Source organism: Clostridium sp. CF012 (assembly GCF_018861755.1).
Taxonomy (GTDB): domain Bacteria; phylum Bacillota; class Clostridia; order Clostridiales; family Clostridiaceae; genus Clostridium_AD.
The window spans coordinates 1-16,001 of the sequence record NZ_JAHLEF010000037.1 but is presented as its reverse complement, the minus strand read 5'-3'; the positions used below and the strand labels follow the sequence as shown (position 1 = coordinate 16,001).

At 31.7% G+C, this 16,001-nt stretch carries 16 protein-coding genes, 1 tRNA gene and 1 rRNA gene; 5 read left to right on the top strand and 13 right to left on the bottom strand.

The window, feature by feature from the left end; all coding sequences use genetic code 11:
- Positions 1 to 36 precede the first annotated feature (36 nt).
- The 3 genes from KPL50_RS22010 to KPL50_RS22000 all read left to right on the top strand — a co-directional run bounded on the left by KPL50_RS22010 (position 37) and on the right by KPL50_RS22000 (position 1,847).
- Positions 37 to 897 carry an ABC transporter ATP-binding protein gene (locus tag KPL50_RS22010; protein ID WP_216300680.1) on the top strand — a complete coding sequence of 287 codons (861 nt, stop codon included), beginning with the start codon at positions 37 to 39 and terminating at the stop codon, positions 895 to 897.
- A complete protein-coding gene (locus tag KPL50_RS22005) occupies positions 897 to 1,565 on the top strand; it encodes an ABC-2 transporter permease (protein ID WP_216300679.1) in 669 nt (222 codons plus the stop codon). Before KPL50_RS22010 ends, KPL50_RS22005 begins: the two co-directional genes overlap by 1 nt.
- Positions 1,566 to 1,643: 78 nt before the next feature.
- The gene (locus KPL50_RS22000) at positions 1,644 to 1,847 is read left to right on the top strand and encodes a hypothetical protein (protein WP_216300678.1); all 204 of its coding nucleotides are present in this window, start codon (positions 1,644 to 1,646) and stop codon (positions 1,845 to 1,847) included.
- Between the two features lie 150 nt (positions 1,848 to 1,997).
- Here KPL50_RS22000 and KPL50_RS21995 read toward each other — a convergent pair whose 3' ends face one another.
- Positions 1,998 to 2,411 carry a hypothetical protein gene (locus tag KPL50_RS21995; protein WP_216300677.1) on the bottom strand — a complete coding sequence of 138 codons (414 nt, stop codon included), beginning with the start codon at positions 2,409 to 2,411 and terminating at the stop codon, positions 1,998 to 2,000.
- A gap of 340 nt (positions 2,412 to 2,751) precedes the next feature.
- Between KPL50_RS21995 and KPL50_RS21990 the strand changes: the two genes are divergently transcribed.
- Entirely contained in the window at positions 2,752 to 3,906 is a 1,155-nt protein-coding gene (locus KPL50_RS21990) for a universal stress protein (protein WP_216300676.1), read from the top strand.
- 135 nt (positions 3,907 to 4,041) lie between these two features.
- Here KPL50_RS21990 and kdpC read toward each other — a convergent pair whose 3' ends face one another.
- The 10 genes from kdpC to KPL50_RS21940 all read right to left on the bottom strand — a co-directional run bounded on the left by kdpC (position 4,042) and on the right by KPL50_RS21940 (position 14,730).
- On the bottom strand, positions 4,042 to 4,632 hold the full coding sequence (gene kdpC, locus KPL50_RS21985) for a potassium-transporting ATPase subunit KdpC (protein WP_216300675.1): 591 nt from the start codon (positions 4,630 to 4,632) through the stop codon (positions 4,042 to 4,044).
- Between the two features lie 31 nt (positions 4,633 to 4,663).
- Positions 4,664 to 6,727 carry a potassium-transporting ATPase subunit KdpB gene (kdpB, locus tag KPL50_RS21980; RefSeq protein ID WP_216300674.1) on the bottom strand — a complete coding sequence of 688 codons (2,064 nt, stop codon included), beginning with the start codon at positions 6,725 to 6,727 and terminating at the stop codon, positions 4,664 to 4,666.
- A 29-nt stretch (positions 6,728 to 6,756) separates the two neighbouring features.
- Entirely contained in the window at positions 6,757 to 8,430 is a 1,674-nt protein-coding gene (kdpA, locus tag KPL50_RS21975; protein ID WP_216300673.1) for a potassium-transporting ATPase subunit KdpA, read from the bottom strand.
- Positions 8,431 to 8,456: 26 nt separating this feature from the next.
- Positions 8,457 to 8,534 (bottom strand): K(+)-transporting ATPase subunit F, encoded by a 78-nt coding sequence (kdpF, locus tag KPL50_RS28025; protein WP_375372956.1) that lies wholly within the window; start codon positions 8,532 to 8,534, stop codon positions 8,457 to 8,459.
- Positions 8,535 to 8,832: 298 nt separating this feature from the next.
- Complete coding sequence (locus tag KPL50_RS21965; protein ID WP_216300671.1) at positions 8,833 to 9,534, bottom strand: response regulator; 702 nt, start codon at positions 9,532 to 9,534, stop codon at positions 8,833 to 8,835.
- A complete protein-coding gene (locus KPL50_RS21960; RefSeq protein WP_216300670.1) occupies positions 9,503 to 11,134 on the bottom strand; it encodes a DUF4118 domain-containing protein in 1,632 nt (543 codons plus the stop codon). Before KPL50_RS21960 ends, KPL50_RS21965 begins: the two co-directional genes overlap by 32 nt.
- A gap of 161 nt (positions 11,135 to 11,295) precedes the next feature.
- Positions 11,296 to 11,796, bottom strand: coding sequence for a hypothetical protein (locus KPL50_RS21955; RefSeq protein ID WP_216300669.1), 501 nt, complete (start codon positions 11,794 to 11,796; stop codon positions 11,296 to 11,298).
- Positions 11,772 to 13,307 (bottom strand): TrkH family potassium uptake protein, encoded by a 1,536-nt coding sequence (locus KPL50_RS21950; RefSeq protein ID WP_216300668.1) that lies wholly within the window; start codon positions 13,305 to 13,307, stop codon positions 11,772 to 11,774. The genes KPL50_RS21955 and KPL50_RS21950 overlap by 25 nt, the downstream gene beginning before the upstream one ends.
- A gap of 113 nt (positions 13,308 to 13,420) precedes the next feature.
- Positions 13,421 to 14,080, bottom strand: coding sequence for a TrkA family potassium uptake protein (locus KPL50_RS21945; RefSeq protein ID WP_216300667.1), 660 nt, complete (start codon positions 14,078 to 14,080; stop codon positions 13,421 to 13,423).
- The gene (locus tag KPL50_RS21940) at positions 14,077 to 14,730 is read right to left on the bottom strand and encodes a TrkA family potassium uptake protein (protein WP_216300666.1); all 654 of its coding nucleotides are present in this window, start codon (positions 14,728 to 14,730) and stop codon (positions 14,077 to 14,079) included. The genes KPL50_RS21945 and KPL50_RS21940 overlap by 4 nt, the downstream gene beginning before the upstream one ends.
- Positions 14,731 to 15,151: 421 nt before the next feature.
- Here KPL50_RS21940 and KPL50_RS21935 point away from each other — a divergent pair, with 421 nt between their 5' ends.
- On the top strand, positions 15,152 to 15,730 hold the full coding sequence (locus tag KPL50_RS21935) for a tetratricopeptide repeat protein (RefSeq protein WP_216300665.1): 579 nt from the start codon (positions 15,152 to 15,154) through the stop codon (positions 15,728 to 15,730).
- A gap of 29 nt (positions 15,731 to 15,759) precedes the next feature.
- On the opposite strand, the gene KPL50_RS21930 is transcribed toward KPL50_RS21935, so the two are convergent.
- Positions 15,760 to 15,835, bottom strand: a tRNA-Lys gene (locus KPL50_RS21930).
- Positions 15,836 to 15,841: 6 nt separating this feature from the next.
- Positions 15,842 to 15,958, bottom strand: a 5S ribosomal RNA gene (rrf, locus tag KPL50_RS21925).
- Positions 15,959 to 16,001: the final 43 nt, after the last annotated feature.

The window sequence follows — 16,001 nt, the reverse complement described above, 5'->3', positions numbered from 1 at the left end:
AATGAGCATTAACAAACTAATTAAGGAGAGATAAATATGGATAATATTTTAGAAATAAAAAACCTGGGGAAATCCTATAAAAACTTTACTTTAGATGATTTGTCTTTTAATGTTGAAAGAGGCTCAGTAATGGGATTTATAGGACCAAACGGAGCTGGAAAGAGTACCACTATAAAACTTATAATGAATCTTATTAAAAGGGATAGTGGAAACATAAATATTTTCGGCCTAGACAATTTAAAACATGAGAAAGAAATCAAACAAAAAATCGGTTTTGTATATGATGAAAATTACTTCTATGAACAATTAAACATCATAGAAATGAAAAATATCCTTCGCCCTTTTTATAAAAGCTGGAATGACAGCTTGTTTGAAAAATTCGTAAAAGAATTCGAACTCCCCAAAAAAAATAAAATTAAAACCCTATCAAAAGGAATGAAAATGAAATTTTCTCTAGCACTCGCTCTTTCCCATAATGCAGAGCTAATTATAATGGATGAACCTACCTCTGGCCTGGATCCAGTATTCAGAAGTGAGCTTTTAGATATTTTATACAGTATAATTCAAGATGAAAATGTTAGTATATTCTTTTCAACTCACATCACTACTGACCTTGAAAAGATAGCAGATTATATTACTTTTATAAATAGTGGCAAATTAGTTTTCTCCCAAACTAAAGACGAAATCATTGAAAATTATGGTTTAGTCAAAGGTGGAAAAGAACTTTTAGATAATGATACTAGACGTGAATTTGTAAGTATAAAAGAAACTAGTTTTGGATTTGAGGCTTTAACAAAGGATATTAACAGTGCAAGAAAAATATTTAAAGGTAAAGGCCTTATTGAAAAGGCATCTCTTGAAGATATAATGGTATATTCAGTTAGGGGGAATGTTTAATGTTTAATTTAATTATAAAGGATATAGCTATTCAGAAAAAGACCTTATTATATGCTCTTCTTTATGCTATCTTTGCACCAATTGCTTTTTCTTCCATGGAACCCAGTGGCTTTGTTTTATATGTTTTGCCCCCTATGGCAATTACCTATATATTCATAAGTTTTGCGGCAAGCTATGACGAAAAAAACAAAAGTGAAATTATATTAAATAGTTTGCCACTTAAAAGAGATGATATTGTTATATCAAAGTATCTATCAATATTTGTATTTGCTATTATAGGCATTATATATTCTATATTAATTGGATTTATAGGAAAAGCTACTGGACTTCCAATGTTTACTAGATCAATTTCATTTTTGGACATTGTTTCAGTTTTGACCGCTGTATGTATATTTAGTTCTATGTTTTTTCCTGTATATTTTAAATTTGGGTATATAAAGATGAATTTCTTTAACGTTATATTGTTTATGTCATTTTTGTTCATACCATCAGCAGCTATTGAGTATGCTACTGAAAATCCAAACAATATTTTTGTTCAAAAAATTACTTATTTTATAAATAATACTTCCAGCTTTACACATAATTCATTGGCTCTAATAATAGGCTTAATTTTCTTTTTAATTTCTCTAATGATCTCAATACGCATATATAAAAATAAGGAGTTTTAAACTCCTTTTATTTTTAAAATAGTACTATAGTACACATTACTATTAAGAAGCTTAATAAATTAGGTTGGAGGTATTTTAATGAAAAAAGACAAATTCTTGAATATTGTAACTCGAAATTTTCATATCTATAAAGCTAGTTGTACTATTTTTCTTTTGGGGTTATCAGCCGTACTTGGTATATTAGGAAATATATTTGGTATGCTCTACTTAGTTCTTTCATTTTTACCGGTTCTTGCATGGGGAATACTTTTTAGCAATGAAAGGGAAAATACCGATTTATAATAAATAGGAGAATATTTTAAAATAGGCCTATCGTAAATGACAAGCCTATTCTACTTACATTAATCCTCAATATTGTCTACCATAGAACTTAAAACTGAATCACCACCAATTCCCAATACATACTACTTTAGATATCCCCTTACTTATAAATTAACAGGCTGACTTTCTACCTACCTGAATATTTTTTAAATTTCCAATCTGCATTCCACTATACTCTGAAAAACATAATTTCTCACATTCTTTCTCTATAGTATCGCCATAGTCTATGCTTGCTTTATTAAATATATAAAAAAATGAAGTTACTCTTTCTAAATTTTTATCTGCTGGTTTATAAGTTGGATCAAATACATATGCCGCTCTATAATATGTGCACGCCATAGACTCATCCCTTTTATATTCTGAAATAATCCCTAGTAAGTTGTATATCTCTGCCGAATGGTTGTTTTCAATCATTCCCGCATACAAATACTTACGTGCTAGATCAAATTCATTTGACTTTATTGCGTTAATAGCTTCTTTTATATTTTTTTCAAAAGAATTCTCTTCATTTATACTTCTTAACATACCATCACCTCAAGTTATCCTTTCACTCTTTATTTGATAATTATATTTTATCAAAGCCGTTATTAAGACGGTATAAAGATAAACCCTAGCGTATAAAGATTATGTTAAGATTTTATATTTTAATGTTGTTTTTCTTGACGAACCGTTCTATACCAACGCTTTTCACACCCCCCATATTGTTATTGTGTAATTTTCAAAAAATATAAATTAATTGTATAATGAATGTATGTTTTAAATTCATAACTTTTACTTAAATCCTCACCTGCGTGGCTATTCATCTTCTTCCAAGCTACAAAATCGTTAAACACCCAAAATTTTATAAATAAAGGATTGATTTAAAATGAGTAATAATTCTTTTTACCGAACTACACCTGAAGAAGCATTAAAAGTAGTAGAAAAAGAAATTTCGAAAGGACATCTTAAAATATTTTTAGGCTACGCCCCTGGTGTTGGAAAGACATATTCCATGCTTAATGAGGCTAATAGAATGTTGAAAAGAGGACAAGATATTGTTATAGGTTATCTTGAAAGCCATGGGAGAGCTGAAACTAATTCTCAAGTAGCTGCTCTTGAGGTATTACCCCGAAAAGAAATAAACTACAATAACATGATTTTAGAAGAGATCCATTTAGATGAGGTGTTAAATCGTAACCCTAAAATAGTACTTATAGATGAATTAGCACATACTAATGCACCGGGCTCTAAAAATAATAAAAGATATGAAGATGTTTTAGAAATACTAGAACATGGAATAGATGTAGTTTCTACTTTAAACATTCAACATTTAGAAAGTCTTAATGACGTTATAAAACAAATAACAGGTATAACAGTAAGAGAAACAATCCCTGATGTTATAGTTGAAAATGCCGATGAGGTGGTTGTTATCGATATTACGCCTTCAGCACTTCAGTCCAGATTAAAAAGGGGTGATATCTATAAAAACGAAAATATTGCAAGGGCATTAAAAAACTTTTTTAGAGGTGGAAATTTAAATGCCTTAAGAGAAATAACATTAAGACAGACTGCCCAAGAAGTTGATGATGATTTAGAAGAGTATATGAAGAAACACAATATTAGACAAAATTGGCACACTGCTGAAAGAGTTATGGTTTGTGTAAGTGCTAATCCTTTCGGAAAAAAATTAATAAGGAGAGGTGCCCGCATAGCAAAACGTTATAAATGCGAATGGATTGTAGCTACAGTTAACTGTACTCATGCTTTAGCTACTACACCTTCTAAAAAAGGTTTAGATATGTTAACAAGCCACTTTAAATTAGCTGAGCAACTCGGTGCTGAGACTATAACCTTAACTGGCAAAAGTGTTTCTAGAGAACTGGTAAGATTTGCCTCACAAAAGCATATAACACAAATTATAATTGGCCATGCTAACCGTTCCTTTTGGCAAATGGTATTTAGAGGTTCTCCAGTCACAAAGGTTTTACGCCATGCTAAAGATATAGAAATACACGTGATTCCTGATAATCGCAGCTTTTAACGACATTTCAGAAGGAAAGTCTCTCGCTATAGTTAGATGTTATTACCACAACTACCATTTAATCGTGCAAAAAAATAGCTAGGTCTGTTTACACAAATCTAGCTACATTCTCTTTTGTTAACCATCAACTCTCAATTAATGAAGCTTACTTCCAACTTCAATGTTAAGTTTCAATACATTAACTCTTTTATTCCCAAACACACCAAGTTGCCTTTCCTCTGTATTATTCTTAACCATTTGTTCTAAATCACTTTTAGCAATGCCTGTAGCTTTTGAAATAGCTGGTATTTGTATCTTTGCAGCTTCTGGGCTTATGTGAGGATCGAGACCAGAGCCTGAACTTGTTAAAAAATCCGCTGGAATATCTTCTTTTTTCACTTCAGGATTGGCCTTTAAAAATTCATTCATATCCTTTTGTATTCTATCTGTTAGCGACTTATTAGAAGGCGCAAGATTTGCAGACCCAGAAGACAATGAAATTTTATCTCCCTCCTTGTACGTATTATAATTTACAGCTGAAATTCTTCCATGAAAGTAACGAGCATCTGTAAAGTTTTGACCTATAAGCTCTGAACCTACTTCGCGTCCATTCACAGTAATCATGCTTCCATTAGCCTTATTATTGAAAAACAACTTACCTACCCCGGTCACTACAGTAGGAAATACAAACCCACATATAAACATCAACGTCAAACTAACTAATATTGATTTTTTTAATACTTTCATCGTTATCCTCCTCAATTATTACATTAAGTACTTATGCCACGTTAAGTACTTTGAGTAGCGGGAATATTATCATATCTATTATTTTAATTCCACCGAATGGAACCAAAATTCCACCTACACCATAAATTAATATATTTCTCAAAAGAAGAGTTTCAGCCTTTGATGGTTTATATTTTACTCCTCTCATAGCTATTGGAATTAACAGAGGTATTATTATTGCATTAAACACTAATGCTGATAATATCGCACTTGAAGGCGTAGCAAGCTTCATTACATTTAATACATTCATTGTGGGAATAGCTACAGTAAATATTGCTGGTATTATAGCAAAGTATTTCGCAACATCATTCGCTATACTAAATGTAGTTAGTGCCCCCCTTGTTATAAGTAACTGCTTACCTATTTCTACTACTTCAATTATCTTAGTAGGGTCAGAATCTAAATCCACCATATTAGCAGCTTCTTTTGCAGCAACAGTACCACTATTCATTGCAAGCCCAACATCTGCCTGAGCAAGTGCCGGCGCATCATTAGTACCATCACCGGTCATAGCAACAAGTTTTCCCTCTGATTGTTCTCTTTTTATAATATCAATTTTACCCTCTGGAGTACACTCTGCAATAAATTCATCTACCCCAGCTTCTTTTGCTATTGTAGCCGCAGTAAGTGGGTTATCCCCTGTACACATAATAGTTTTTATACCCATCTGTCTTAGTCTTTCAAATCTTTGCGTAAGTCCTGGTTTTACAGTGTCCTTTAAATAAATAACTCCAAGTATTTCACTATTTACACAAACTACTAAGGGTGTTCCTCCAAGCATTGAAATTTTTGTTGTAACTACTTCTAAATCCTTTGAAACCTTACCACCAAGTCCCTGCACCATTTTTATAATACTACTAATAGCACCTTTTCTTATAATAGTTCCATCTGCTAAATTTAATCCACTCATTTTAGTTTGAGCAGTAAATTCTATAAATTCCGCTTCTTTATAATCCTCTACATCTAAAGATACTCCAAGTTTACTCGCAAGTTCAACTACAGACCTGCCTTCAGGAGTTTCATCCTTTAGGGAAGATATTAATGCATATTTTATTAATTTATTTTGATCACACCCAGATACAGCCGTAAATTCTGCTGCAAGTCTATTACCGTAAGTTATTGTACCGGTCTTATCCAAAATCATAACGTCTACGTCTCCGCAAGCTTCAACCGCTTTACCTGACATAGCAATTACATTAAATCTTGTAACTCTATCCATACCTGCAATTCCTATAGCTGATAATAACCCCCCTATTGTAGTTGGTATTAAGCATACAAGTAATGCAATCAATGTAGACGTTGGAATGCTCGCACCTGAGTAAACACCTAATGGATGCAGCGTAACAACAACCATTAGGAAAATCATTGTTAAAACTGTTAATAAAATATTTAACGCCATCTCATTAGGAGTTTTTTGCCTTGAAGCTCCTTCAACTAAACTTATCATCTTATCAAGGAAGGACTCTCCTGGACTAGCTGTAATTTTAATTTTAAGCCAATCACTTACAACTTTAGTTCCTCCAGTAACTGAGCTAAAATCTCCACCAGACTCTTTCATAACAGGCGCTGATTCTCCTGTTATAGCGGATTCATCTACAGCTGCAAGGCCCGAAACAATTTCACCATCATTTGGTATTATATCGCCATTTTCAACAAGAACAATATCTCCCTTTTTAATTTCCGACGCATTAGTAACTGTTATTTTACCATTTTTATCTAAAAGTTTAGCCATTGTATCTTTTTTTGTTTTCTTCAAACTCTCAGCTTGAGCTTTACCGCGTCCCTCCGCCACTGCTTCTGCAAAGTTAGCAAATAAAACTGTAATGAAAAGAATCAAAGCAACTAATCCATTATATACTCTTAAATTTGTACCTGTATCACCAAAGGCTGTAGGAACAAAAGTAAGAAATAAAGTTATAAAAAATCCAACTTCAACAATGAACATAACAGGATTTTTTATCATTAATTTAGGGTTTAACTTTTTAAAAGAATCTTTAACTGCATTCTTAAAAATCTTTTCACTTATAAACTTCTTTTTACTATCTTTATTACTCATATATATTACTCCTTACATTATTAAATATTTTATTGCATTAAGTGTTCAGCTATTGGTCCTAATACTACAGCTGGCATAAATGTTAGCGCTCCTATTATTAAAACTATAAATACTAATATTATAGTAAATGTAGTGTTGTCTGTCTTAAATGTAGAATTTGATTCTGCTACAGACTTCTTTGCTGCGAGCGAACCAGCTACAGCTAAAAGAATAACCATGGCGAAAAATCTTCCTGCATACATAACAAGCCCTGTACTTAAATTCCAAAACATAGTATTATCTGCTAATCCTTCAAAACCTGAACCATTATTAGCCGCAGAGGAAGTAAATTCATAAAGTACTTGAGTTAACCCATGGAAACCTGAATTAGTTATACCTGCAAGCCCCTGGCTCGTAAGCACAGCTATGCTTGACGGCACCAGAATTATAAAAGGATGTATTAATATAGCCAAAGATATTAACTTAATTTCCTTTGCCTCAATTTTTTTACCCAAAAATTCCGGTGTCCTTCCAACCATTAGTCCACATAAGAATACCGTTAGTATCGCGTACATTATCATATTCATAAAACCTACACCTTCACCACCAAATACTACGTTAAGCATCATCTGCCATAGTGGAACCATTCCACCAAGAGGTGTTAAGGAATCGTGCATATTATTTACACTACCTGTGGTGAATGCTGTTGTAACTGTTGTAAATAGCGTTGAGCCTGGAAGTCCAAACCTTATTTCTTTCCCCTCCATATTGCCCATGGCTTGGCTTAAGTTAAGATTAGCAATTGCAGGATTCCCAGCTTTTTCAGCATTAAAGCAAACGACTAAAGACAATACAAACAATATAGACATTGCTGCAAATATAGCCCATCCTTGCTTTTTATTTTTTACCATTAAACCAAAACAATAAACTATCGCTCCGGGTATTAACATCATAGATAACATTTCTATTAAATTCGTAATCGGAGTAGGATTTTCAAATGGGTGTGATGAATTTGCTCCAAAGAAACCACCACCATTAGTACCTAAATGTTTAATAGCTTCAAAGGAAGCTACAGGTCCAAGGCCAATAACCTGCTTAGTTCCTTCTATAGTTGTAATCACTTTATTTGCTGAAAAACTCTGTGGAACTCCTTGTCCCATTAAAAGTATTGCTATTATTATTGAAAATGGAATTAGCACCCTTGTAGTAACTCTTACTAAATCGACGAAAAAATTACCTAGCATTTTAGTCTTTCCAGTAATACCTCTTATAAAAGCAGCTGCAACAGCAAATCCCGATGCTGCAGACGTAAACATAAAGAAAGTTATAACTATCATTTGACTTAAGTACGACAATCCCCATTCTCCACTATAGTGTTGAAGGTTTGTATTAGTCATAAAACTAAAAATAGTGTTGAAAATAAGTGAAGCATCCATAGCTTTGTTACCATTAGGATTTAAGAAATGAACTCCCTGAACCCTAAGCACCACGTAAGCCATTAATGTCATAACCATATTTGATACTATAAAAGCAACGGCATACTGCTTCCAAGTCATCTCTTCTTTTGTTATTCCTGTAATTTTATATATTGTGTTATCTACCTTGTCCATAACTGGATCTACAAAAGATCTCTTATTATTTATAACTTTATATATATATTTTCCAGTTGGAATAACAAGCAATACAAACATTATAAGTGTTAATACAATTTGAAAAATGTCCATAAATAACTACCCTCCATCTATTCCTTTTAAAATTTTTCGGGATTAAACAACGCATACCCTAAATACAAAAACAATAAAATTGCAATTACAATTAAAACTTTCATAAAATCCTCCATTTAATTATCACTTTAAGTGATATGTTGATTATTACTTATTTATTTGTGCTTCACACCAATTAATAAATGGCAATACTAGCAAAAAACAAAATGCTGTTACCATTATGAATATTACATCCATCATGAATTTACGTCGCCTCCTTCTGATCACCTTATGCAATTATTCTAACAAAAAAAAAATAAAGATAGTGTAAAGATGCCATCTTCTACATAAATTTTATGTTAAGAAAAATATACAGAATTTTTTTTGCAAAAAAAAATGAAGCCAAAGCTTCATCTTTAAATATTATTCATCTACTAAACGATACCCTACTCCAACCTCTGTTATTATATACTGCGGCTCAGCAGGCTTCTTTTCTATTTTCCTTCTTATATTAGCCATAAATACCCTAAGCGACTGCGTCTCACTTTCAAAATAACTTCCCCAAATCTCATCAATTATATACTTATGAGTTAACACACGTCCTGCATATCTTGACATTAACTCAATTAATTTGTACTCCATTGGTGTTAAATGTATTTCTTCATGCAAAATCATAACCCTGCGTTTTTCAAAATCTATTTTTAAATCCTTAACCACAAATACTGATTGCACACTATTTTGTGAATTGCTGTCTCCATTAAACCGTCTTAGCGCCACCCTAATTCTAGCTAAAAGCTCTGCTACACTAAAAGGCTTAGTCAAATAATCATCTGCACCACTATCTAAAGCTTCAACCTTTTCACTTTCATGCCCACGAGCCGAGACAACTATAATCCTAGCTTTTGTAGACTCTCTTACTTTCTCAATAACATTAAGACCATCAATATCTGGAAGTCCTAAGTCTAAAATTATTATATCTGGATTGTTGGAGAAAATAAGCGCTATAGCCACGTTTCCAAATTCAGTTTCAATGCATTTATACCCTTGCGCCTCAAGGGAGACTCTCATAAATTTTTTAATAGGTTTATCATCTTCAACTATTAAAATCAAAGGCTTTATATCCATTTTCATCACTCCTTATTCCAGGTAGACTAAATCTAAAAGTAGCCCCACCAGAAGAGTTATTTAAAGCTTCCATACATCCACCATGGGCTTCTATAATAGACTTACAAATAGCAAGTCCTAGTCCTATGCCTCGTTTTTCTAGGGAATCACCCTTAGTTTTTGTATAAAATCTATCGAATATAGATGTTATATCTTCTTCTGGTATACCTTTTCCATTGTCTGATATATCAAAAACCACATTATCTTCTTTTACTGTAACCTTAACTTCTATGATGGAATCATCCTGTGTATACTTTATAGCATTATCAATCAAATTAATAAGCACTTGTTCGATTAATAACCCATCCACAAATAATATAACCATACTCTGTGGTAAATCAATTACGATATTATGACTTCCTGAAAACCTTTTAACTCTCGATATGGATTCAGCAACAATTTCTTCAACAAGCTCTGTATCCTTCTTAATTTCAAGCTTACCTTCATCTATTCTCGTCATGCTTAATATATTTTCAACTGAATGTATAAGCCAGCTTGTATCTTCATAAATAATATTAAGAAGCTCTTTTTTGGTATCATTATCAAGTATATCGTAATTATCAGTAATTGTAGAAACAGATCCTAATATTCCCGTTAGTGGAGTTCTTAAATCATGTGAAATTGATCTTAAAAGATTACCCCTAACCCTCTCTCTTTCGGCCTCTAAATTTATATGTTTTTTCTTTTGATATAAATCTTCCCTTTCAATAGCTAAAGCAATTTGTGTAGAAACGGACTCTAAAAGGATTTTCTCATTTTTTGATAAGGTGTTTCCTTCTAAACAGGCTATACCAATAATTCCAAGAATTTTATTTTGTCCTTTAATTGGATGATAATGTCCAAGACTATTTGTGGGAATTTCAGCTTCAATACCTACTGACTTTACTATCTCAAAGCATTTTTTAATTGCCAGGACCTCTACATCTGAATTGAAAATATTTCCATCGAATTCTCCATTAACTCTATAAGTGGTTGGCTGTTGCAAATTGTTTTTATCATCTAATACAGCTATCATAATATCTCTGCTAAACATATCAACTAAATTGTCACCACAAAATTGAACTACTTGTTTTTTATTCCTTGCTGTAAGCAATGATTTGTTAATTTTATATAAAATTTTCATTCTTTTCTCACGTATATAAGATATCTTAACTTGCGTTTTGACTCTTGAAGTTAAGGTACTTGTAATAATTGCAGCTATAAGCATTATAATAAAAGTTACTGGATAGTCGGATCTATAAGCTAAAAAGCTATAATATGGTACAGTAAAGAAAAAATTAAATGATAGTACTCCAATTATCGCAGCCATTATACCATAAATATATCCATCAGTACTTGTTGATACAAATAATACTCCCAAAATATATACTATTATTACATTTGACTCATGAAATCCAATTTTCCTAAATATCAAAGATAATATAGTTGATAAAGTCATAATTACTATAGTTTTAAATACATTTGCAATTATCATTTCTTTAGGTTTAATTTCTTTATAGTCACTATATTCATACTCACCAAAAATTTTTAGAAACTTCTCATTTAATTTGCTTTTTTTCAAAATACCCATCGCCTCCTAATATATCTAAATACCCCTAAGTTGCTAATACCAATCTTCAGTAACAAATCACTGATAAAAGGTATCTGGTACCATAATTAGTATAGACAAAAATCAAAAATTGAGACAATATAATTTTTTTTTAGATTGCTAATAAAAGCATTTCATTTTGAAATGCTTTTATTGAATTTTTTATATGAAAAAATTAAAGTAAGTGTAATAAGTGCTAATATTATTGCTATAATTTTTTTATTGTTACTTATAGGGATTATTACTTTTCCCCCCACCTCTATAATTTCAACTGAGCTTGCATGGATATCCATATCACCGCCATGTTCCAGACAGGCCCTATTAAAAGTACCATTTATTCTTAATGTATCTCCCTTATAACCATACTTACCAAAGTTTTTTATACTTTTAACTTGTTCATTTTTAATCCATATACCCATAGCATTGCTTCCATCACTGATATTTACCCATGAATATTTACCTCTATTCATGCTTTCCCCAATAGCTTCACCATTTAGTGTAATTTTAGTATTATCAATCTTTTTACCATTTTCGATTAAATCATTAAAGTTACTATATTCCTTTGCCATACATGCTCTGGGAAAAGAAAAAACTAAAATACATATTAATATTATTGTTTTAAAAGTCTTAACCATAATTTCTTAATTCCTCCAAATGTAACTCCTATTAGCGCAAACACAGATATAAATTCTAGTCTTCCTAAATACATTGCAATTATATAATATACCTTAAGTAAAGTTGGCATTGATGGCGCAGTAATTCCAATAGATAATCCTACATTTCCTGTAACTGATGCAGCTTCAAAAGCTGAACTGAGCACCGGATATCCATAATAGGTTCCCAGTGCGGTCCCCACAAAAAATAAGATTATATAACATATTATTATAAGATAAGCAGACTTCACCATTGCATCCTCTAAAACAATTTCTTTTATATGATGAAACTTAGCTACTCTTATCTTTCTGTCAGAATTTATCAACTTATTTACTTCTACGCCTATGCTTTTAAATACCAAACCTACCCTGAGACCTTTAAACCCACCCGCCGTAGAACAGGCTGATCCACCTATAAGCATGGCTATTATCATCATAACCACAGGAAAATCTCCCCATTCAGTAGCAAACTGCCTTGCATAAAGATTACCAAATCCTGTAGTTGTATGTGCTGATAATACATTGTATACACCTTTTCTAAAAACTGATATACCATTACTATACACACCTAAATTTGTTAGTTTTAACGCTACAAAAAACGAAATAATTAAAGCTGTTATGAAAAAACTCTGTGTTTCAATATTCTTCAATATTTCTTTTTTCTTCCCTTGCCATACTGCATAATGTAATGCAAAATTCAAAGAACCGATGACAAAGAAGACCATTGTTAATAACTCATAAGAAAGACTATGATAATAGAGGATATTTTGAGACATCGGTGCAAATCCACCCGTGCTCCAAGCAGACATAAAAATAAATAATCCATGAAAAAAAGCACTTACAGGTTGCATGCCTATAATCATTCCATTAATCCAAAGCATAATAGTACCTACTACTAGATATATAATGCTTATTTTCCATATTATCCTTGCAGTGTTTTTTACATTTGGTACGAGTTCTGCATCCTTACCTTCACCAACATACATTTTGTAAGCGCCTAAAGTATGGTCTACCATAAAACTTAAAGCAAGCACTACCATACCTTGTCCGCCAACAAAGGTAATAAGATGTCTCCACATATTTAATCCCATTGAAAGATGGTCAATATTTTGAGTAAGTAAAACTCCCGTGGTTGTAAATCCACTCATGACATCGAAAATTGCATCTAAGAAAGATTGGGTATTCCCGCTAAGTTGATAAGGCACCGCACATAAAAAAGTTAATATAAGCCAGGAGCTAGATGCAATAATTAACCCATGCTTCCATTGTACCTTTACTTTATCGATCTTACTTTTACCTGTAGCCATAAGCAATATACCTAAACTAACAGCTATGCTTATACTAATAATAAAATCTAAAAGTGCACTCCATTCCTTAAATACTAATGAAGTAAGCATTGGTATCAACATCAAACTTGCGGTTCCTATGATTACATATCCTACATAAAAATTTATTATTTTAAAATCATCAAAGTTTTTTATTATCTTTTTCATATACTCACCTTGCCAAAATCATATTAATGCCATATAAAACAAATAAAAATACCAATGTATATCCTATCTCTGTAATTACTCCACCTATAATTTTTTTGTTTGTCATAATATATTTATCCTCCAATTATAGATTTCTCTACATCATTCTTTCTGTCCGTATTTGTGATAATAAGTACTTTATCACCTTCCTTAATATCTATAGACCCCCTTGGGAAAATCACTTTCTCACTTCTTATTATTGATAGTATTAGACATTCCTTAGGCAACTTTAACTGTTCTATAGATTTACCTTTCCATGCACTGTCTTTATCTATTTTTGCTTCTACTAATATCATTTCTCCTTTATTTATAGTTTCTATTACTTTTAGTGGTTCGCTATTAAATTCTCCTTCTATTAGATTACAAATTACTTGCGTGCTGCATACAGTCTTATCTACTCCTAGTGCCTTGAAGATTGCTGTATTTTTAGGATTGTTGATTCTTGCTATTGTTTCATTAATACTAAAATTCACTTTAGCCATCTGGCATATTACCAAATTTTCCTCATCTTTTCCTGTTACTGCAGCTACCACATCTGCTTCCTCAATACCTGCATCCTTTAGTACGTCAACATCCGAACCATCACCACATATTACATCTACCTGGATTTCTTCAGCAATCTTTTGGCAAATCTTTATGTCTTTTTCTATTAAAACTACTTGATGTTTTTTTTCTTTTAATGCTTTAACAAGATAGTACCCTACCTTTCCACCACCCACTATTATTGTTCTCATATAGCCTTCTCCCTCATTACTGCCTTCACTAACTTTTCTTTATTCTCCTTATTTATGCTACAAACTATTTTATTTCCCTTTTCAAATAGTTCATTTTTATTTGGTAGTATAAATTTACCATTTTTCCAAACTGCACATATCCTACAATTAAACTTATCTTCTATTTCTAAAACATTTTTAAAATTAAGTTTATTTATTGTAATCTCTTCTATCGATATATCATTGTTTAACGTAATCAATGTATCAGATTTTTTATCTATTATTTTGTTTTTAATTATATTTATACCTAGCTCAGTTGGACTTATAGTTTGTAATCCTAGTTTTCTATAAATAAATTCCCTAGACGGGTCAAAGATTCTAGCTATTACTTTAGGTACACCAAATATATTCTTTGCAATTTGACTAGCCATAATATTAATATTATCTGCAGGTGTCATAGCCAAAAATATATCTGCTTTATCTATTCCGGCTTCCATCAATGTATCATTATCTATTTCCACACCTTTAATTCTAATTCCATTAAAGCCACTTCTAAGGCGTTCTAAATTTTCTGCGTATTTGTCCACTATTACCACATCATGACCATCATTAGAAAGCTCCATGGCAAGTCCACTTCCTAATCTACCACAACCTATTATTACGATATACATAATATATTCTCCTTACTTGAAATTTTTTATTAAAATATGCATGTGATATATAAATTTAAATACCACATGCATATTTTAAGCAATTTTAGGCCATAACGCAACTTCGTTTAACTGTTTTTAAAATCATTATCCTAGTTATTATATGCGCTTTAACAACTATAGCATAGGAATTCTTTGTTTATATTAGGTATACGCCATTTTGCTCATAGTACTAAATCCATGCTCCTGTATATGAGCTTTATTAAAAGAATACATTGTATTTATACTACTAACCCTTACAAATATTCACTTTTGATTGCTTATAATTGATAAATATCTTATACTAATATATAAACTTAAAAATATAAATGATAATTATGTTTAAAATTATAGCTCTATATATTTAATAATATAATTTTTTATTTGGGAAAGAAGGTCAACTATGAAAAAAATTTTAGTTGTAGATGATACAAAAAATATTCGTACATTACTCGGCATTTATCTTAAACTAAACGGCTTTGAAGTTTTGATGGCTACTAATGGTCATGAAGCTCTATCCATAATTGATAATGAGCCTATAGACCTAATTTTTTTAGATATTAAAATGCCCGAAATAAGCGGCACCGAGGTCTTAAAAAGAATCCGAGCTAAAGGTATAATTGCTCCTGTAGTAATTATGACAGCTTTTGCCACCGTTAAAAATGCAGTGGATTGTACAAAGCTTGGTGCCATTACTTACTTACAGAAACCCTTTACTACAGATAAGATTAAAACTATTATTGATGAAATGATGACAGAAGAGGAGAGTCCCAATTCAATAAATATGGAACATCAAATAGTGATTATAAAACGATTAATAGCTGAAAATAACCTAAAAAAAGCATTAGATACACTAAAAGTAGTTTTATCTACTGATCCAAATGCTCCTGAAATTTATGAATTAATATCTATAGTATATAGTAGGCAAGGGGACTTAAGAAAAGCTGAAATATTTCATAATATGGCAGATCAATGGAAATAAAAAAAGCACTTCATAAAGAAGTGCTTTTTTGGTGGCTTACCGGGGAATCGAACCCCGGACACCATGATTAAAAGTCATGTGCTCTACCAACTGAGCTAGTAAACCATGTAAACCTGGCGACAACTTACTCTCCCACAAGGTCACCCCTGCAGTACCATTAGCGCATTGAAGCTTAACCTTCGTGTTCGGTATGGGAACGGGTGTTACCTTCATGCCATAATCACCAGATTGAGAAAATTAATATTCTCTCAAAATTGCACAGTGAAATTTT